Annotated in this window: 17 protein-coding genes; 11 read left to right on the top strand and 6 right to left on the bottom strand. The window is 43.6% G+C overall.

What is annotated here, in order from left to right; translation table 11 throughout:
- Positions 1–376: 376 nt before the first annotated feature.
- From ilvE to ACGTNI_RS07735, 4 genes are all read right to left on the bottom strand, one after another.
- Positions 377–1282 (bottom strand): branched-chain-amino-acid transaminase, encoded by a 906-nt coding sequence (ilvE, locus tag ACGTNI_RS07750; protein WP_394461297.1) that lies wholly within the window; start codon positions 1280–1282, stop codon positions 377–379.
- Between the two features lie 465 nt (positions 1283–1747).
- Positions 1748–2221, bottom strand: a complete 474-nt coding sequence (locus tag ACGTNI_RS07745; RefSeq protein ID WP_085507902.1) for a YkyB family protein — start codon at positions 2219–2221, stop codon at positions 1748–1750.
- Between the two features lie 71 nt (positions 2222–2292).
- The gene (locus ACGTNI_RS07740; protein WP_394461295.1) at positions 2293–2871 is read right to left on the bottom strand and encodes an SCO family protein; all 579 of its coding nucleotides are present in this window, start codon (positions 2869–2871) and stop codon (positions 2293–2295) included.
- Between the two features lie 116 nt (positions 2872–2987).
- On the bottom strand, positions 2988–3833 hold the full coding sequence (locus tag ACGTNI_RS07735; protein WP_394461434.1) for a metallophosphoesterase: 846 nt from the start codon (positions 3831–3833) through the stop codon (positions 2988–2990).
- A gap of 199 nt (positions 3834–4032) precedes the next feature.
- On the opposite strand from ACGTNI_RS07735, the gene fadH reads away from it, so the two are divergent.
- Complete coding sequence (gene fadH, locus ACGTNI_RS07730; protein ID WP_394461293.1) at positions 4033–4800, top strand: 2,4-dienoyl-CoA reductase; 768 nt, start codon at positions 4033–4035, stop codon at positions 4798–4800.
- Between the two features lie 276 nt (positions 4801–5076).
- Here fadH and trhA read toward each other — a convergent pair whose 3' ends face one another.
- A complete protein-coding gene (trhA, locus tag ACGTNI_RS07725; RefSeq protein ID WP_394461291.1) occupies positions 5077–5712 on the bottom strand; it encodes a PAQR family membrane homeostasis protein TrhA in 636 nt (211 codons plus the stop codon).
- A 464-nt stretch (positions 5713–6176) separates the two neighbouring features.
- On the opposite strand from trhA, the gene cbpB reads away from it, so the two are divergent.
- From cbpB to ACGTNI_RS07695, 6 genes are all read left to right on the top strand, one after another.
- The gene (gene cbpB, locus ACGTNI_RS07720; RefSeq protein ID WP_394461289.1) at positions 6177–6644 is read left to right on the top strand and encodes a cyclic-di-AMP-binding protein CbpB; all 468 of its coding nucleotides are present in this window, start codon (positions 6177–6179) and stop codon (positions 6642–6644) included.
- A 90-nt stretch (positions 6645–6734) separates the two neighbouring features.
- Positions 6735–8240: an MDR family MFS transporter gene (locus tag ACGTNI_RS07715; RefSeq protein ID WP_394461287.1), complete on the top strand. Its 1506-nt coding sequence runs from the start codon at positions 6735–6737 to the stop codon at positions 8238–8240.
- Between the two features lie 89 nt (positions 8241–8329).
- Positions 8330–9049, top strand: a complete 720-nt coding sequence (gene dapD, locus ACGTNI_RS07710) for a 2,3,4,5-tetrahydropyridine-2,6-dicarboxylate N-acetyltransferase (RefSeq protein WP_062445587.1) — start codon at positions 8330–8332, stop codon at positions 9047–9049.
- Positions 9050–9729: 680 nt separating this feature from the next.
- Positions 9730–10848 (top strand): N-acetyldiaminopimelate deacetylase, encoded by a 1119-nt coding sequence (locus tag ACGTNI_RS07705; RefSeq protein ID WP_394461285.1) that lies wholly within the window; start codon positions 9730–9732, stop codon positions 10846–10848.
- A gap of 79 nt (positions 10849–10927) precedes the next feature.
- Positions 10928–11170 (top strand): YkuS family protein, encoded by a 243-nt coding sequence (locus tag ACGTNI_RS07700; RefSeq protein WP_085507918.1) that lies wholly within the window; start codon positions 10928–10930, stop codon positions 11168–11170.
- A 49-nt stretch (positions 11171–11219) separates the two neighbouring features.
- Positions 11220–12503 carry a hemolysin family protein gene (locus ACGTNI_RS07695; protein WP_394461283.1) on the top strand — a complete coding sequence of 428 codons (1284 nt, stop codon included), beginning with the start codon at positions 11220–11222 and terminating at the stop codon, positions 12501–12503.
- 211 nt (positions 12504–12714) lie between these two features.
- On the opposite strand, the gene ACGTNI_RS07690 is transcribed toward ACGTNI_RS07695, so the two are convergent.
- Positions 12715–13569: a mechanosensitive ion channel family protein gene (locus ACGTNI_RS07690; protein ID WP_394461281.1), complete on the bottom strand. Its 855-nt coding sequence runs from the start codon at positions 13567–13569 to the stop codon at positions 12715–12717.
- A gap of 325 nt (positions 13570–13894) precedes the next feature.
- On the opposite strand from ACGTNI_RS07690, the gene ACGTNI_RS07685 reads away from it, so the two are divergent.
- The 4 genes from ACGTNI_RS07685 to ACGTNI_RS07670 all read left to right on the top strand — a co-directional run bounded on the left by ACGTNI_RS07685 (position 13895) and on the right by ACGTNI_RS07670 (position 18834).
- Entirely contained in the window at positions 13895–14437 is a 543-nt protein-coding gene (locus ACGTNI_RS07685; protein WP_394461279.1) for a peroxiredoxin, read from the top strand.
- A 102-nt stretch (positions 14438–14539) separates the two neighbouring features.
- Positions 14540–14989: a redoxin domain-containing protein gene (locus ACGTNI_RS07680; protein WP_085507924.1), complete on the top strand. Its 450-nt coding sequence runs from the start codon at positions 14540–14542 to the stop codon at positions 14987–14989.
- A gap of 223 nt (positions 14990–15212) precedes the next feature.
- The gene (locus ACGTNI_RS07675; RefSeq protein WP_394461277.1) at positions 15213–16967 is read left to right on the top strand and encodes an ABC transporter ATP-binding protein; all 1755 of its coding nucleotides are present in this window, start codon (positions 15213–15215) and stop codon (positions 16965–16967) included.
- A gap of 22 nt (positions 16968–16989) precedes the next feature.
- Positions 16990–18834, top strand: coding sequence for an ABC transporter ATP-binding protein (locus ACGTNI_RS07670; protein ID WP_394461275.1), 1845 nt, complete (start codon positions 16990–16992; stop codon positions 18832–18834).
- Positions 18835–19092: the final 258 nt, after the last annotated feature.

Here is a 19092-nt window from a genome sequence, read left to right as displayed (position 1 = left end):
TGATATTTGATACTTTTAATCTAAACATTTTTAGCAATGAAAAAAGCCTTTTCATCCATCTCTTGTTTCCACATGGAACTAACGTGTGGAGCAAGAGGGGAGAAAAGACTTTGCTTTTCACGGTACCACCCTCGTTTACAGTATCCTCACAAATACTGCCTTGGGAAGCTGCCTATTCAACCAGTACAGCTTCTTTTGATAACAGGTGCTTAGGAAGGCACCTGGTCGGACCTAATGGATAAATCGTTCAGCCCGACACTCAGGGAGGATGTCGGAATAAGGTGTATTTCCGGGCTTCCAGCAACCCCGGCTCTCTGTGAATACAGTAACTTATCCCTTTGTTCCCGTCATGGAGTTAACTATTAATTTGTCAGCTTCAGCTCACTTGAACTTTTGCATCAGAATCATATACTTTCACACCGTCTTCGGTAGTGAGTTTACGGAATTCCGATAACAGATGGTTGGTGACCTTACCCGGTTTACGATTGTTAATTACCCGGGAATCCACTTCATTGACGGCAATGACTTCAGCCGCTGTCCCTGTCAGGAATACTTCATCTGCTACATAGACATCGTGGCGGGTGAATGGCTCTTCCCGCATTTCATAACCTAATTGCTTCGCTAAGTCGATGATTGTGTTTCTTGTAATGCCTTCCAGGGCTCCCAGGTAGACGGGAGGAGTTATGATGACCCCGTTTTTTACGATGAAGACATTATCGGCGGATCCTTCTGTGACATAACCCTGGTCGTTCAGCATCAGCGCTTCATCGACTCCAGCCTGGTTCGCTTCCATTTTCACTAAAATATTATTTAAATAATTCAATGATTTCACTTGTGGAGGAAGAACATCGGCACGGTTCCTTCGACTTGCAACCGATGCCAGCCGGACACCTCGTTCATAAAGTTCTTTCGGGAAGAGAGCGAGTGCTTCCGCGATGACTACGATTCGAGGTTCTGAGCACTTATTTGGATCTAACCCGAGATCTCCTGGACCGCGGGAAACAACGACGCGAATATAGGCTGTTTCCAACTGATTCTTGCGGACAGTCTCGACAATAATGTCCTGAAACTCCTCTTTTGTGTAGGGAATATTCAGCATGATCGATTTTGCTGAGTCATATAAACGGTCAAGGTGTTCATCGAGTTTGAAGATGTTTCCGCTGTAAACACGAATACCTTCGAACACCCCATCTCCGTATAGAAAACCATGATCATAAACAGAAACGACTGCGTCCTGTTTGGTGACGTATTCGCCGTTGAGATAAATCCATTGGTTACTCATCCTTTTGCACACTCCTCTCTTTAACTGATTATTGTTTAAAATTCATAAAGGATTGTTGTGAAATTTATGAGCCCGGCTTTCAAAATATGTGTAAGTTTCAGGGCCCAAAACTTCCTGCCTTTCAGCTTTCAGAAAATTAATTTTTTTTGAATTTGACGATTACTATACGCCCTTATTTGCAGGGCGTCAACAGGGTAAAAGTAAATTTTCTGATAGTTTAGATAAATCAGAAAAACAGTAAACGCTTACATCGTTGAAATGACAACCTTTTGTTTTTAAAAAATATTTCTAAAAAATTTTAAAAGTATATTCTGTATGGCGGGTGAATACCTGTTCAGAGCGGGTTGGGGAAGTTTTGGCCTGGGTGTTAATGGAAAAAATATTGGCGAAAAAATAAAAACTTCCAGTCAAAAATGGCTGAAAGTTTTTTAGGAGAATTTATTATTTCTTTTATTTGATTTTCAATCAAGACCGTTTACCACGTTGATTCCAGGGGCGGAAGTTCATACTTCCAAGATAGGAGGAGGTATAGGAGCTTTTTTGAAAAGATTTGTTATTGGAGGGTGCCGGTTTCCGATCCAAATAACGATACAAATTTTTCTTCGCGCGGGAAAGAGACAATCGTGGTTTGGGGTTCCGGTAATCCTTGTCCAACTTCCCTAAATGGCGAAGTTCCTGAAAATCCTTTTTCTGAGCGGGAATATGAAAGTAATAGTTTCCTATCTGAATCAACAGGGTGGAATGCTGCTGACTTAATTTAGGATGATCAGAAAAGTGGAGACCGACTTTTTTGGCGCGGTTTTCCTTGAGAAGCTTCGCGATGGTTTGTTTTTTTAAATCATATAATTCTTTTGGTTCAGGTGCTGTCTTAGCGTGGCGGTTGATAATAAATAACGATTCGGCTAATTCATGGTCGGTCAAGGCATGTTTTTCTTTCAACGGATACACTCCTTTCTTACAACACTGGACAAGGGTAAAGGTAAAGGCGCACAATAAGGTGCGCCATTGGATTATTGTGTTTTCTTAAGGTCCTCTAAAATCTCTTCCATGGATCCCGATTCTGTACCACTGTAATGTTTGATTGCTTCTCCATCAGGATTCACCAAATAAAAGCGTGTACCATGCATCATTTGATCTGAATTGGGTTCTTCTTCCAGCATGGATTGAAACGACTTGATGGAAAGCTGACGGATTTCATCAAAATCATAGCCAGTCAAAAAGTCCCAATTGCCAAAGTCTGCCTGGAATTTATCTCCGAATTCTGTTAATGCCTCAGGATCATCATTTTCAGGGTCGACACTGAAAGAGACTAACTGCACATCTTCAATACCTTCTTCTTCCATCATTGTCTGAAGGCGTGCCATATTAGCAGTCATTGGCGGACATACGGTATCACAATTGGTGAAAATAAAATCAGCTACCCAATATTGACCCTGGTAGTCTTCTAAACTTCTTTCCTCGCCTTGCTCATTGATTGCTGAGAATTCTTCTACATCCCGGGACATATTTTCCTCAATTTCCTGACCGCATGCAGCAAGGAATAACAACACAGCAAAAAAAGGCAAGGACAGTTTGTACATAAGTTTCATCCTGTTCCCTCCAACCTGAAGCTGTCCATCTTCTTTAACATTCGGAATTTATTGTAACATGAAGGCTGGCGTGTTGCTATTTTTGGCTTATTTGTCATAAAAATGTCGTATTTTTCTCAACTATTTTTTAACGTATGAATCGTAATTTCCGGTTTACACAAGAATCGGTAAGGAAGCCGGGTGGTACCGAGACCACGGCTGACATAGAGATCGAGATTACCGATCGTATGCCGGCCTTCTACATATTTTTCAGCATAGGGTGGTGTGACAAGGTATCCGAAAAAAGGTATCTGGACTTGACCGCCATGGCTATGCCCTGATAATTGCACGTCTACCGGATAGTTGGCTACCTCATCCGCATAATCCGGTTCATGAACCATCAGAAGTACGAAAGAATCGCTATCTGCTCCCTGAAGTGTTTTTTCCATATCCGGTTTACCAAGCATGAGATCGTCAACCCCAGCAAGAATAAAGGAAGATTGTTCCTTTTTTATGACAGTATGTTCGTTTTGGAGCAGTTGAAAGCCGGCTTCGTCCATCTTTTTCTTGACGATATCTGTGCCATAACCACCATGGTCATGATTGCCGTAAATCCAGTACTTCCCATGGGGAGCTTGCAGCTTTTTTAATACCTCTACAATCTTGCCATTCCATTCGTAGGCGTTCGGACGATCGACCAGGTCTCCAGTGAAAAGTATCAGATCCGGGTTCATACGGTTAATTCGATCAACGACTTCTTTCAATTGCTCCAATGTATAGTGAAAGCCGATATGAGTATCGGAAAACTGTACGATCTTAAAGTCACGGAATGACCCGGGAATTTTACTATTTGTCAGTGTTTCTTCCTGGATGGTGAGCATATCCGGCTCCATGTATCTCGCATAATAGTATGTTCCGCCGGTTAGGCCCATGAAGGCAAGAAGACTGCCGAATGCTTTTTTCAGGAAAGCTCGCCGATTCATCTTCATATAAATTTCCTTTCTATATCCATGTAAATGTCTTCGGTTGCATCATCTATTCCCTCAGTCTAGGTTATTATAGCAGAAAGTAGGATATGTGCTAGATTTATGGTGAAAATGAAAATAGATTGATATATTTTGAAAAATGAACAGGAATTCAGTTTTTGATATGGAATACATACATAGTGAAGGAGGAGTTGTTATGGAAGGTCAAGTTGTAATAGTTACAGGCGGTTCCAGCGGAATGGGGAAGTACATGGCAAAGAAGTTCGTCCAGGAGGGCGCAAATGTTGTCATAACCGGCCGTAATGAGGAACGCCTGCAATCAGCAAAAGAGGAAATTATGGGGGATGACCCAGCTCAGGTACTTACCGTTGTTATGGATGTAAGAAATATAGAGGATGCCGAACGGATGGTAATAGAGACAGAAGCAGCCTTCGGGCGGATTGATCACCTGGTCAATAATGCGGCCGGTAATTTTATCGCTCCTGCAGAGAAGCTGTCTGCAAATGGATGGAAGACCGTCATTGATATCGTTTTAAACGGGACATTTTATTGTAGTCATGCTGTAGGAAATTACTGGATCGAAAATAAAACAAAGGGTACTATATTGAACATGGTGGCTACTTATGCCTGGAATGCTGGAGCTGGTGTCATTCATTCCGCAGCCGCAAAAGCAGGCGTACTCAGTATGACGCGGACATTAGCAGTGGAATGGGGCTCCAAATATGGGGTAAGGGTCAACGCGATAGCGCCTGGTCCGATCGAACGAACCGGAGGAGCAGATAAACTGTTTGAGTCAGAAGAGGCAGCGAAGCGGACGCTTCAATCGGTTCCATTGAGAAGACTGGGAACCCCGGAAGAAATTGCTGATTTGGCGCATTTCATACTTTCGGATAAGGCGTCTTATATGAATGGCGAGGTCGTCACCCTGGACGGCGGCCAATGGCTTAACCAATTCCCTTTTTAAGGTTATACGGGCCCCGATTTGCATAAGAAATACAAGAAGCACCACCTGAACCTGTCAGGTGGTGCTTCTCTTTTCTCTCTTATAAAGGTTGGTTTCTCTTTTACACTTATTTCATTCTCATATAATGCAGGTATTGTCTATTTTATTTTCAAATTTGTCTCTCATAATTAAAAAAATGTCTCTCTTATGATGTAGGCTGTCTCATATACGCTATTACATTCACTTATATAGATGAAATTCTAATGTGTTACACATCTGTGCCTGTTCTCGTTTTTATCAATGGATATAAAAGAAAATGGTGAAGAAGTGGAACATTGATCCTCCTAGCACGAACAGATGCCACACCATGTGGTGAAATGGAAAACTCCGCCACACGTAAAAAATACTGCCGATCGAGTACAGCACGCCGCCGACAACAAGATAGGTTATCCCTTGTGCCGGTAACTCCGCAGTCAGCGGTCCCCAGGCAAGAATAATCAGCCACCCCATCAAAATATAGAACAAAGTTGACAGCATGACGAAGCGTTTGACAAAGAAAACTTTGAAAACAATACCCAGAATAGCAATGCCCCACACGGTGCCGAACAACGTCCAGCCCAGAGTGCCTCTCAATGGAACGAGCATAATTGGAGTGTAAGTTCCGGCTATAAATAAATAGATGGCCGAGTGGTCAAAAATTTCAAAGAGATCTTTCATTTTCCCTTTTGGAAAACCATGACATAATGTGGAAGAAACGTACATTAATACCATGGTCGCCCCGTAAATAGCTACGGAAACAATATGCCACGGGTTTCCTTCCATACTGGCAAACACTAAAAGTAATACAAGCGCCGCCACACTTAATATCGCTCCGATCCCATGGGTAATCGTATTGGCTATCTCTTCCGGTTTCGTAAAGGTATGTGTTGACATTTTTGGACGAACATCTCCTTGTTTTCTTTCATTAACATCCATTATCTCATGTTTTATTTTGCCTGGCTAGAGAACACCACGGCTTTAATTGGTACATAAACTGTTAAAAAGGGTGTTTTTCTTATGTTTTATAAATGTCCTAAATGCTGTTTGCTTTATAGAAAGCCGGGGTATTGTAAGAAATGTAATAAAATTACATTAGTCGAAATTATCATTAATGTCGATAAAGAAGCTGCCAATGAGGAATAGGAGGGATCCGTCGGCCGCGAACGTTAAAAAAGTTTTCTTCCATAAAAGTCTACTCGCTTCACCGGATTATGTTAAAATAATGAGGTAGCATATCCCGTGGTTCCATGTAATATCCATGAACAGTGGGAGGGAAGGCTTTGATAAAAGCCTTTTTGCTATGTATTGTGTTTTCCGTATGCTCCTTCGACTGCTGGATGATAAGGGAGTGTTGAAGAATGATTAATGTACCAAACGATGAGTTGCTCCACACCACAGTAAACGAACTGATGATTCCTGCTGATAAAGTCGCCCATGTTCAGGTAGGCAATCCACTCGAGCACGCTTTACTGGTCTTAGTGAAGACCGGATATTCTGCTGTTCCTGTACTGGATGCTGCATTTAAGCTGAAAGGGACAATCAGCAAAGCCGCTATCATCGAACAAACATTAGGAATCGAACAATTTGAATTTAATAAACTATCCGAGATGTGTGTCAACACGGTCATGAAAACAGAAATCCCGATTCTTCACCGGGATGATTCGTTTGAAAAGGCGTTGAAGTATGTCATCGATCACCCGTTTGTCTGTGTTGCAGATGAAGAAGGTTCTTTTGATGGTATTTTGACGCGCAGAGCAATTTTAAAGCAGTTGAATCGTTATTTGCATACAGAAACGCACCTCTTACGGGATAAGGTGAAGGGGTAGAGAAAAAAGAAAAGGTAATCAACCGGGGCTCGACTCTATTAAAGAGTCAGCCCCTGTTTTATCTTAAGATGAAGAAAGTGAAGGGGATTTATGGAACAGTCTGTTGTACATAAAAAAACGATCAAACGGCCGCTCGTGTTAGCATCTATTATGCTCGCTATGTTTCTGGCAGCAATTGAAGCTACGATTGTTTCTACAGCAATGCCAAGCATTGTCGCCGATTTAGGAGGATTCAGTCTATACAGCTGGGTATTTTCTGCTTATTTGTTGACGAATGCTGCCACGGTGCTGATATTCGGTAAACTCTCAGACATCTTCGGAAGAAAACCGATATTTTTATTTGGAATATCGGTGTTTTTAATTGGTTCGACATTAAGCGGGTTTGCTGTTTCCATGGAAATGCTTATTTTCACCCGGCTGATCCAGGGATTAGGGGCCGGGGCATTGATGCCGATTGCCACGACAATCGTCGGCGATATTTATACGAAAGAAGAGCGGGCAAATATTCAAGGCTACCTAGCAAGCGTCTGGGGAATTTCTGCTGTAACCGGCCCGGCACTCGGCGGCTTTTTTGTTGATGTGTTGAGCTGGCCGTATGTATTCTGGATGAATATCCCGTTAGGTTTGCTGGCGATGGCAGGCATTATCCTTTTCTTTCATGAGGAACTGGATAAGACAGACAGGAAAATCGACTATGGCGGTGCCTTGTACATGTTCATTGCTGTCAGTGCCCTCATGCTGATTCTCGTGGAAGGCGGGGTCAGGATAGCCTGGAATTCACAGTTGATGCTCTTACTTGCCAGTCTATCATCTATCGGATTCGTCTTATTTTTCTTCCAGGAGAAAAGGATAAGCGCACCGATGATGCCATTTGAAATCTGGAAGCATCGCTCAATATCCATTGCCAATATCACCTCATTGACCACAGGAATGATCCTTATCGGTGTTTCCAGTTATTTGCCGGCATTCGTTCAGGGTGTGATGGAGAAGCCTGCGATTGTCGCCGGTTTCACGTTAACCACGATGTCGATTGGCTGGCCTATCTCATCTGCTCTTGCCGGGAGATTGCTGCTTCGGATCGGATTTCGGTCCACCTCATTAATTGGTGGTATTTCTTTAATTATCGGCTGTATCTTCTTCTTTTTGTTATCTCCTGAAAAAGGTCCGGTTTGGGCAGCGACAGGCTCGTTTTTCATCGGTGTCGGCATGGGGCTTTCGACGACTTCCTTCATTGTCTCGATTCAAAGTACGGTAGATTGGAAAACAAGGGGAATCGCTACAGCATCCAACATGTTCATGCGTTCCCTGGGGAGTGCGGTCGGCGCAGCTTTGCTCGGAGGCATGCTCAACAGCAGAATTCAGACAGCCATTGCTCAAGCGGACCTGGGCAAGGAGTTGACCGTGGATTCTACTAATCTGCTCCTGGATGCGGAAAAAAGGGAGAGTCTTTCCCCCGGTGCACTTGAAGTGCTGCAGGACGCCTTAACCTCCGGGCTTCATCTTGTCTATCTCGGTATACTGGTCCTTGCGATCATCAGTCTTTTTTTGATCAGTTTGCTGCCAAAAGGGGACAAAAGCCACATGTCGAAAAAATAAAGAAACAAGTGAAATTCTTGTCACAAACATTTCACTTTGATAAAGTAAATGAAGCAGTACGTTACATACCATGAAGGAGGAATTGACACATGAAACAAATGGATGCAAACGAAATTATTTCGTTTATTTCGAATAGCACCAAGTCGACACCAGTCAAAGTTTACCTGAAAGGGGAAAACTTGAAGAGCATCGACTTCGGTGAGAACGTTCAGGATTTTGTCGAAGAAAAAAGCGGTGTACTTTTCGGTGAATGGAAAGACATTGAACAGCTGCTTGAAAATAATAAAGATGCTATTGCGGATTACGTAGTAGAAAACGACCGCAGAAACTCTGCGATTCCATTGCTTGACTTGAAGGGCATCAACGCTCGTATCGAGCCAGGCGCTGTCATCCGTGACCAGGTTGAAATCGGCGATGGCTGTGTCATCATGATGGGCTCCATGATCAACATCGGTTCTGTTGTTGGTGAAGGTACCATGATCGATATGAACGTGGTACTAGGCGGACGTGCTACGGTCGGCAAAAACTGCCACATCGGAGCAGGCGCGGTACTTGCAGGAGTTATCGAGCCGCCATCTGCCAGCCCGGTAGTAATTGAAGATGGTGTCGTAATCGGCGCAAACGCAGTAGTACTGGAAGGTGTCACAGTCGGTGAAGGTTCTGTTGTTGCAGCAGGATCCATCGTTACAGAAGATGTCCCTCCAAATACACTGGTTGCCGGTACACCAGCGAAAAAAATCAAAGATATCGACGATCAGACTAAATCCAAGACAGAAATTAAGCAGGAACTACGCAAACTGGATAACTGATCAACCCTTAAGGCCTTGCACATCGCAGGGCCTTTTCTATAAGAATTATTGCATCCGTTTCCCTTTAATAGAAGACTCAGTTTCGAGATATATTTGTTTCCGTTACGGTAGTAACGGTAGGGAGGTCCGGGAAATCACTCGCTTTCCATGGGCGTACGGTGAGCTTCCTCGGGCTATAGCCCTGCGGGATCTCACCATGTACTATCTTCCCATTGGACTTTGAATAAGCTTCTTGAATAGACACCGCACGAAGGAAATGCGTAGCATTTTCGAGGAGTCTCGCAATTTCCCGGGCCTCCTTGCGTTTATGGGAAAAACGGAAACATTTATATGCAGTCCTTCAACAATGAGGAGAGCTGTTTATAAAAGCGTTCTTGTCACTTGCATCATTACGTGTAAGACATCTTTATATATGGCAGGGGTTCGTTGCTCTCAATCGTCGAATGGGGTGGCTGGGAAACTGCGAGACTCCCGCGGGAGAAGGAGCCAGGTGAGACCCCGCAGGGAGTGAAACGACTGAGGAGGCTTGCCGGTTCCCCCGCAGGAAAGCGAGTAGTTTCCCAGCCACCCCTGACTCCTTTATGATAAAGAACCCTTGACAAGTCTTCGACTTTTCGGCTTTTTAATTGAAAAATCAACCACAATGTTTTGCAGATCCTAGAGGAAAGAGGTGGGTATGGTTGGATAAAAACCAGCTTCAAATAATAAGAAGAGACTTGCATCAGATCCCGGAGCTTGGCTTCCAGGAATTCAAAACTCAACAGTATCTCTTAGATGAAATCGGACGGATGCCACAGGAACATATCGAAATTAAAACATGGCGGACAGGCATTCTAGTTTTTGTAAAAGGCTTGAATCCGTCAAAAACAATTGGCTACCGAGCCGATATTGACGGACTGCCTATCACGGAAGAAACCGGGTATGAGTTTCAATCCCGACATGAAGGCAGCATGCACGCCTGCGGGCATGACTTCCATATGACAATCGCATTGGGTTCATTAAGACGGCTTGCCGAAAACCCGGCAGCTGACAACACATTGTTTATTTTTCAGCCGGCAGAGGAAGGACCGGGCGGTGCTGAGCCGCTTTTGAATAGTAAAGAATTTCAAGCGTGGCGTCCTGATGTCATTTTTGCTCTTCATATTGCGCCAGATCTGCCAGTCGGGACCGTTTCCTCCAGAGAAGGCCTCCTGTTTGCCAACACCAGCGAGTTGTTTATTGATCTGAAAGGGAAGGGTGGACATGCCGCTTACCCCCATCAGACGCATGATATGGTAGTGGCCGCGAGCTATTTTGTCACGCAGCTGCAGCAAATCGTTGCCCGGCGTGTCGATCCGTTGGATAGTGCAGTCGTCACAATTGGTAAAATTACTGGTGGAACGGTCCAGAATGTAATTGCAGAACACGCCCGCCTGGAAGGGACCATCCGGACGATGTCCCCGGAAGCGATGAAAAAGGTAAAGGCGAATATTGAACGGCTGGCAGAAGGACTTGAAATCGGCCATGAATGTACCGCTTCTATTGATTATGGAGCCAATTATTATCAGGTGTACAATAACGGCAAGCATGTGGATGTTTTCCGCCAGATTTCCGAAAAAGTGGATGGTGTCACGTTCCAGGAAGCACCTCCAGCCATGACTGGGGAGGACTTCGGTTATATGCTGAAAGAGATTCCCGGGTTTATGTTCTGGCTTGGAGTGGAATCTGAATATGGACTTCATCACGCAAAACTAACACCGGATGAACGTGCATTAGCTGTTGGGGTGGACATAGTGGAAGCTGTCACTCGAAACTGGTAAGCATGGTTATCTGCATACCTCCTTTAACGTTGGTAACAATAGGGACGTAGACCTTACCCTATTCAAGGAGGAATAAGAAATGAGAAAAATTGCAGTAGAGGAAAGTTTGACAGATATTAGTTCCGCTTTACAGGAAAAAGGGTATGATATAGTAACCCTTCGAAATGAACAGGATGCACAAGGATGCGACTGCTGTGTCATTTCCGGTCAGGATAAAGATGTGATGGGAATGGCGGACGCACAAACAGAGCAGTCGGTCATCAATGCCCATGGTGCGACAGCGGAAGAAGTATGTCAGCAAGTGGAGCAGCGGATGCGATAAGCAAATGGGGCGCATTGCCCCGATACATAGTCGTTAGAGGAGAGATTGGATGGAAACCACGTTAAAGCTTTTGGCAGTAGCCTTGCTGATCGTATTGACGGCTTTTTTTGTAGCGAGTGAATTCGCTATCGTAAAGGTTCGGAAAACAAAAATGGATGCAAGGGCTGAAGCAGGGGATAAAAAAGCGAAGAGTGTATTACGGCTGACAAATAACCTGGATTATTACCTATCTGCCTGTCAGCTGGGAATCACCATTACCGCATTGGGATTAGGCTGGCTCGGTGAACCGACCCTCGAGGTGCTTCTCCACCCGTTATTGGAAGGATTTGAGCTGCCGAGTGCTGTCAGTCATACCATCTCATTCGGAATCGCCTTTTTTGTCATCACCTTTTTACATGTGGTTTTAGGAGAACTAGCCCCAAAGACAGTTGCCATCCAAAAAGCAGAGGCAATCACGCTGCTATTGGCAAAACCATTGATTTTATACAGCAAGCTAATGTACCCGTTGATATGGCTGCTGAATGGGTCTGCCAATATTCTGGTCCGTATGTTCGGACTTCATGCGGCCAATGAATCCGAAGAGGTGCACTCCGAAGAAGAATTGCGGCACATCTTATCGGAAAGTTATCAAAAAGGGGAAATTAACCGATCGGAATTCACCTACGTGGACCGTATTTTTGAATTTGATAACCGGACAGCAAAGGAAATCATGATTCCCCGTACGGAAATGGCTGTTATAGAAATCAACGATTCTGTCAAAGCGATCAGTCGTTATATACAGCAAGAACGTTTTACGAGATATCCAGTCATTGACGGTGATAAAGACCATATCCTGGGTGTCATTCATTTGAAGGAATTATTCTATAATGATTTCGAAGATCTGGAGACGCTAGAGCCTTTCATCCGCCCTGCCTTCAAAGTATTTGAAAATATCCCAATTCATGACTTGCTGGTCCGGATGCAAAAAGAACGGACGCATATGGCTGTCCTGATCGATGAATATGGAGGGACATCCGGGATTGTAACCATCGAAGATATTATTGAAGAAATCGTAGGGGAAATCCGCGATGAATTCGACCACGAAGAAGAGCGGGCGATCAAACGTCTGAAAAACGGCCACTTCCTTGTGGAAGGGAAAGTCTCTATTCAGGATATAAATGAATATTTTGATTTGGATCTTGAGAATGAAGACTACGACACGATTGCCGGCTTTATTTATACGAATGATATCGATGCTTCGGAAGGGACAGAGGTCACCTTCCGGAATCATCATTTTAAAATCGTCGATATGATTGATGGGCAAATTAGAAAAGTAGAGGTATGGGAAGAATAAAAATCCCGGGCGCAGGAGCCCGGGATTCTTTATGATGTTTAATGAGATAAAACCTGTTTATGTGAGAATACTCCTGCGTATCTGAGACAGTCAGGTTCGTAAATGAGACAAAATTTAAATTATGAGAGACAAATTCGTGATTTAATGAGACAAATACGAAAATTTTCGAGACAAACTACCCATATATGAGACAGCCGGTACAGTGGGGCCCTTAAGCTTCCGCAATATCCTTCTTCTCCATATAAACCTGATGCGGGAACGGGATTTCAATGCCTGCAGCATCAAGGGCTTCTTTCATCGCCTTGCGTAAATCTCTTTCGACGCCCCATTGTTCCATGTTTGTGGTTTTACCAAGAATTCGTAAGACGACATCGGACGAACCAAGTGTTTGAACGCCCAGGACATCCGGTCCTTCTTTGATTCGTTCATCGTTGGCTGCGAAATCATCACAGACGCGCTGAAGAACAGCTACGGCTTCCTCGATATTTTCATCATAAGCGATGCCGATGTCGATCATCGCGCGCATGTTGCCGCGAGAGTGGTTACTGACACCTGAGATTTCCCGGTTGGGGATATAATGAAGAGTTCCATCAAAGCCGCGCAGCTTTGTCGTCCGCAGGCCAACTTCTTCCACCACTCCGTCATAACCTGCTGCGGTCACGTAATCATCTACATCTACCTGTCGCTCAATTAAAATGAAAAAACCGGTAACGATATCACTGACAAGGCCTTGAGCACCAAAACCAATGGCGAGACCGACAATACCAGCACCCGCAAGTAATGGTCCGATCGGAATACCGACCATCTCAAGCAGCATCACCACAAAAACGAACATCATAATGTAGGAAAACAAATTGATCGAAAGACGTTCCAATGTTTTCGTGCGAGGCTCCGGAATTTTCCTATGCCTGCTGATCCGGTTGATGGCACCACTGGTCGCTTTTCGGCCAATCGGTGCTATGATTGCGAATGCTATGAGAAGCACCAGGATTTTTAACCCTACTGTAATCAATAGCTCTGTGATTTCCGTTAAGTTGATCTGGAAACCATCTTCAAACAAATTCATGTAAACAACTCCTTAGTTCATAACATGCTATGTAATAGAATAGCGGATTTTGTAATAATTTATCAAATCAAACGGTTGATTCGCTGATAACCGGGATAGAAAAGGTTTTTGCCGGATGTAAAGCCTATCATTTTACATTCATCAATCATTATTGTTTAATGAGAATGTGTAAGGGTTATATTATTAGGGCATGCTTGATTATGGAAGTCAAAGAAGCCAGATTAAATTTATTATAATTTAATATTGACTTTAAACAAGCTGCTCGTTATAATAGGAATTGTGAGTGATTACAACAACTAATTCAATATTTTTTGGAGGGATTTTCATGGCAGAACGTATGGTAGCAAAACAAGCTCCACGCTTCGAAATGGACGCAGTACTTCCGAACAAAGAATTCGGAAAAGTATCTTTGGAAGAAAACATGAAAAACGACAAATGGACAGTGCTATTCTTCTATCCAATGGACTTCACTTTCGTATGTCCGACAGAAATCACTGCACTTTCCGATCGTTATGACGAATTCGAAGATCTGGATGCAGAGGTAGTTGGAGTATCTACAGATACTATCCACACACACTTGGCATGGATCAACACTTCCCGCGATGAAAATGGTCTAGGCGATCTTGCTTACCCATTGGCTGCTGACACGAACCATAAAGTCTCTGAAGACTTTGGTGTACTAATTGAAGATGAAGGTGTTGCACTTCGCGGCCTATTCATCATCAGCCCGGAAGGCGAATTGATGTATCAAGTAGTTAACCACAACAACATCGGTCGTGACGTTGATGAAACACTACGTGTACTTCAAGCACTTCAAACTGGCGGACTTTGCCCTGCAAACTGGAAGCCAGGTCAAGAGACTCTATAATAGGGGTCATAAAAGGACAAGCTATTTACAAGGGTCTAACTTCATGTTAGGCCCTTTTATATCTAAATAATCGAACTGTACCTTTTTTAAGGAGGAATTAACATGCGTTTAAGAGCACCAATGCCTGAACTGGAAGGCGCAACCGAATGGTTGAACGGACAAGTCTCTAAAGATGAGCTTTTAGGAGATAAACCTACATTGATCCATTTCTGGTCTGTCAGCTGCGGCCTATGTAAAGAAGCTATGCCGAATGTCAATGAATTCCGTGACGAATACAAAGACGACTTGAACGTGGTTGCTGTCCATATGCCACGCTCTGAAAAAGATCTTGATTTGGATAAAATCAAAGAAGTGGCTGCTGAGCATGATATTACGCAGCCAATTTTCGTAGACAACAAACACGCACTTACCGATGCCTTTGAAAATCAATATGTACCTGCGTACTATGTGTTCGATGAAGAAGGCAACCTTCGTCACTTCCAGGCAGGTGGCGGCGGTATGAAAATGCTCCGCAAACGCGTCAATCGCGTCCTTGGCAATAAAGAAAAATAAGCAGTAACCGAAACCACCAGTTTAGGCTGGTGGTTTTTTTATGACTTATATCCTTCGTTTCCCTATGAAAATCCACCTGTCATGTACATTAGTGCTATCCAATTTTACAATAGAATAAAGCATGGAGAATTTTAAAAAAATTAGCTCAAAAAGGTGGATATTTATTTCGTAACCCGATATATTTATAATTACGTTAAAATTTTACAGAAAGAGGAGGGAGACAATGGATACTTTTAAAAAGCTGAAAGAATTTTACTGGCCTTATAAAAAGTATTTCTTTTGGTCGCTGTTATTTTTATTATTTGTGACGGGAATTACTGTGGTATACCCGATCATCCTGCAGATCACAATCGATGATGTGGTAGCAGATGAACGGTATAATCTTATTCCTTATTTGGCAGGCGCCTTCATTATCCTGATGGCCATCAAAGGGATTGCTACTTACTTACAACAATACTTAGGTGATTTATTCGGTATCACTTCCGTCTATAAATTAAGAGATGAACTTTATAAAAAATTACAGCGTCTCCCATTTAAGTATTATGACAACGCCAAAACCGGCGATATCATGTCCCGGCTGACAGCGGATGTGGAAGGGTTCCGATTTTTCCTTTCATTCGGTATTGCTGAATTGATCCGTATCACGTTATTGATTGTCATCAGCCTAAGTGTCATGTTTTATTATTCCGTGCCACTGGCGCTTGTAACGATGGCAGCCATGCCATTTCTGGCAGTCGTAGTTTTCCAGTTTGATAAACGCGTCCATCCAGCTTTCCGAGGCATTCGTAAATCGTTCGGGAAACTGAATACACGCGTACAGGAAAATATCAGCGGCATGACAACCGTTAAATCATTATCAAGGGAAGGTTTTGAAATCGGCAGATTCTCCGACCGTAACCAGGACTACCGACAGAATTACCTGACCACCGCCAATATCTGGGCAAAATACTTTCCATTGATGGAGTTCATCGGAAATGTGTCTGTCGTCGCATTGCTGGCGTACGGAGGCAGCATGGTCGTCAATGGGAATCTTGGCCTCGGGGAACTCGTCGCATTCTTCAGCCTCGTCTGGTATATCCTTGGACCATTAATGAACCTCGGCTTTGTGATTAACTTATTTTCTCAATCGAAAGCGTCCGGGGAACGCCTTCTCGAAATTTTAGAAGCGAAAGAAGATATTCAGGAAAAGGATAAACCAATTACTCTGGAGCGTTTAAACGGTCATGTCACTTTCCGTGATGTCACGCTGACTTATACGGAAGATGATGATTCAGCATTAAAAAATGTCAATTTTGATGCCCCTCCAGGCAAGGTCATCGGTTTAATCGGGGCAACTGGTTCCGGGAAAACAAGTATCACCCAGTTAATCACTCGATTTTATGAACCTGAAACCGGAGAAGTACTAGTTGATGGCAAACCTGTAGACCACTATTCCTTGAAAACTTTACGCCGCAATATCGGGTTTGTACTTCAGGAATCGTTCCTTTTTTCAACGACGATCAAAGAAAATATTGCTTATGGGAACCCGGATGCTACGTTAGAAGAAGTCATCGATGCTGCCAAGCGGGCACAGGCACATGAATTCATCATGGATATGCCGGAAGGTTACGATACGTTGTTAGGTGAGCGGGGAATGGGCTTATCCGGTGGACAAAAGCAGCGGATCGCAATTGCCCGGGCGATATTGATTGATCCGAGTATCCTCGTTTTGGATGATGCTACTTCAGCTGTGGATATGGAAACAGAATTCAAGATACAAAAAGCTTTGAAGGAAGTGATGCAAGGGAGAACGACCTTCATCATTGCACACCGAATTTCTTCCTTGAAGCACGCGGATGAAATTATCGTCCTGGAGGATGGGGAAGTAAAAGAGCGTGGTACCCACGACTTCCTGCTTTCTAACGGTGGTCCATATCAGCGTATCTATGATATTCAGTATCAGGATAAAGAACAGATTTTGAAAGCATCCAATACCTGAAATCAAAAAGGGGGGAGTCACCTTGGCACGCAGACAAAAAACGAAACCACAGGAAAATAAGCACTTGAACCGGTTTCATTACACCATCGACCAGGCAATTGAGAAGCCGTTCAACTGGGAACAGATGGTCCGGTTATTAAAATATTTAAAACCATACGCAAAAACGCTGCTGCCGGCAGCAATCATAGCTATGCTGGTATCAACGATCATCCGGTTAGTCGTACCGATCCTGATAGGTAAAGTAGCGATTGATATTGCGATTGCGAATCAGGACGTCAATATGCTGATTCAGCTCGTAGTCGGAATCGCCATTCTTTACTTATTCAGTTATCTTGGGAACGTATTCCGGATTAAATGGGTGAACATCCTGGGGCAAAACGTCATTTATGATTTGCGTCAGCACTTGTTCTCCCATGTCCAGCGGTTATCACACCGGTTTTTCGACTCGCGTTCAGCCGGTTCGATACTTGTCCGGATCATGAATGATATCAATTCATTGCAGGAACTGTTCACTAATGGAATTATCAATCTATTGATGGACATCGTGACCTTGCTTGGCATTATCATAATATTATTCGTGCTGAGCCCGAAACTGGCATTGGCGATCATGGTCGTCCTGCCAATCATGTTTTACATTTCAACAAAATTACGCCGGAATATCCGACGTTCCTGGCAGCGGGTTAGGATCCAGCAATCCCGCTTGAATTCTCATCTGAATGAAAGCATTCAGGGAATCCGGATCACCCAGTCGTTTTCGCAGGAAAAAGAAAATGCAGAGTTCTTTGATGGTGTCAATACCGACAGTTTTGAAGCCTGGCGGAACGCGACGAAGAAAAGTGCTATGTTCCGTCCATTTGTAGAAATGAGTAACGCCATTGGCACAGTCATTCTTATTTCTTATGGGGCGTGGCTGATCATTCAGGGACCGGCGAACGGGGGAATTGAAGTTGGTACCTTTGTCTCCTTTGCCTTTTTCCTCGGAATGTTCTGGGAGCCGATTTCACGTCTCGGACAGATGTATAACCAGCTGCTGATGGCAATGGCAGCGTCAGAACGGATATTTGAATTTCTTGATGAGCAGCCAAACGTGGCGGAGAAGCCAAATGCGAAACAGTTAGACCGCATCAAGGGTCATATCGAATTCGACCATGTCCAGTTTTCATATGATGATAAAAGGATTGCACTTCATGAAATTTCACTGGAGATGAAACAAGGGCAGACTGTAGCATTGGTCGGTCATACAGGTTCCGGTAAATCTACAATTGCCAATTTGATCAGTCGTTTCTATGATCCTACCAAAGGAGCTGTGAAAATTGATGGAACCGACCTGCGCGATGTTACCATTGACAGTGTCCGGCAGCAAATCAGTGTCGTCCTTCAGGATACCTTTATTTTTTCCGGCACCATCATGGAAAATATTCGTTTCGGCCGCCCGGATGCAACGGATGAGGAAGTAATCGAAGCGGCAAAGGTCGTCGGGGCTGATGAATTCATCCAGCGTCTTTCGAATGGATATGAGACAGAAGTGGAAGAACGAGGCAACGTTCTCTCTGCAGGGGAACGTCAATTACTCTCGTTTGCAAGAGCGCTGCTCGCTGATCCAAGAATCCTGATTCTGGATGAAGCGACAGCAAGCATCGATACAGAAACCGAAGTGAAAATTCAGTCGGCACTGCGCAGGTTACTAAAAGGAAGGACAGCGATCATTATCGCTCACCGTCTTTCTACGATCAGGGAAGCGGATAACATCATTGTTCTGGAGCATGGAAAGATTCTTGAACAAGGCAGCCATGATGAACTGATGGACCAAAAAGGTGAATATTACGACCTGGTCAAGACCCAATTCCAAATGCTAGACGCTATATAAAAAGCAAAGAAACCTCAAAACGCTTGGATGTCATAATCCAAGCGTTTTTTTAATTTAATCTTGTTTTGAAAACGGAGTCGAGCCAGGCTTTTTCTTTGGACAATAACGAAACAAATATTATACGATAAAAACTAGAAAGAATATGTGAAGTATGTCACAAAATAGTCATGATTATATTAAAAATAAAACGATTTCACATATTATACTAGGGTTAGTATTTTTAGGGTAGAGTAACCATAGAGACCATGTATTTTGAAG

Source organism: Thalassobacillus sp. B23F22_16, from assembly GCF_043496955.1.
GTDB classification, from domain to species: domain Bacteria; phylum Bacillota; class Bacilli; order Bacillales; family Halobacillaceae; genus Thalassobacillus; species Thalassobacillus devorans_A.
Note: the sequence above shows the minus strand (reverse complement) of the source record. Positions and strands in the feature narration are given on the sequence as shown.

Bases quoted from the DNA above. Each gene is read 5' to 3' on its own strand.
- ACGTNI_RS07680 (WP_085507924.1), top strand. From the start codon at position 14,540: ATGCGTTTAAGAGCACCAATGCCTGAACTGGAAGGCGCAACCGAATGG.
- ACGTNI_RS07690 (WP_394461281.1), bottom strand. From the start codon at position 13,569: ATGAATTTGTTTGAAGATGGTTTCCAGATCAACTTAACGGAAATCACA.
- dapD (WP_062445587.1), top strand. From the start codon at position 8,330: ATGAAACAAATGGATGCAAACGAAATTATTTCGTTTATTTCGAATAGC.
- ACGTNI_RS07675 (WP_394461277.1), top strand. From the start codon at position 15,213: ATGGATACTTTTAAAAAGCTGAAAGAATTTTACTGGCCTTATAAAAAG.
- ilvE (WP_394461297.1), bottom strand. From the start codon at position 1,282: ATGAGTAACCAATGGATTTATCTCAACGGCGAATACGTCACCAAACAG.
- ACGTNI_RS07700 (WP_085507918.1), top strand. From the start codon at position 10,928: ATGAGAAAAATTGCAGTAGAGGAAAGTTTGACAGATATTAGTTCCGCT.
- cbpB (WP_394461289.1), top strand. From the start codon at position 6,177: ATGATTAATGTACCAAACGATGAGTTGCTCCACACCACAGTAAACGAA.
- trhA (WP_394461291.1), bottom strand. From the start codon at position 5,712: ATGTCAACACATACCTTTACGAAACCGGAAGAGATAGCCAATACGATT.
- ACGTNI_RS07715 (WP_394461287.1), top strand. From the start codon at position 6,735: ATGGAACAGTCTGTTGTACATAAAAAAACGATCAAACGGCCGCTCGTG.
- ACGTNI_RS07740 (WP_394461295.1), bottom strand. From the start codon at position 2,871: ATGAAACTTATGTACAAACTGTCCTTGCCTTTTTTTGCTGTGTTGTTA.
- fadH (WP_394461293.1), top strand. From the start codon at position 4,033: ATGGAAGGTCAAGTTGTAATAGTTACAGGCGGTTCCAGCGGAATGGGG.
- ACGTNI_RS07695 (WP_394461283.1), top strand. From the start codon at position 11,220: ATGGAAACCACGTTAAAGCTTTTGGCAGTAGCCTTGCTGATCGTATTG.
- ACGTNI_RS07735 (WP_394461434.1), bottom strand. From the start codon at position 3,833: ATGAATCGGCGAGCTTTCCTGAAAAAAGCATTCGGCAGTCTTCTTGCC.
- ACGTNI_RS07685 (WP_394461279.1), top strand. From the start codon at position 13,895: ATGGCAGAACGTATGGTAGCAAAACAAGCTCCACGCTTCGAAATGGAC.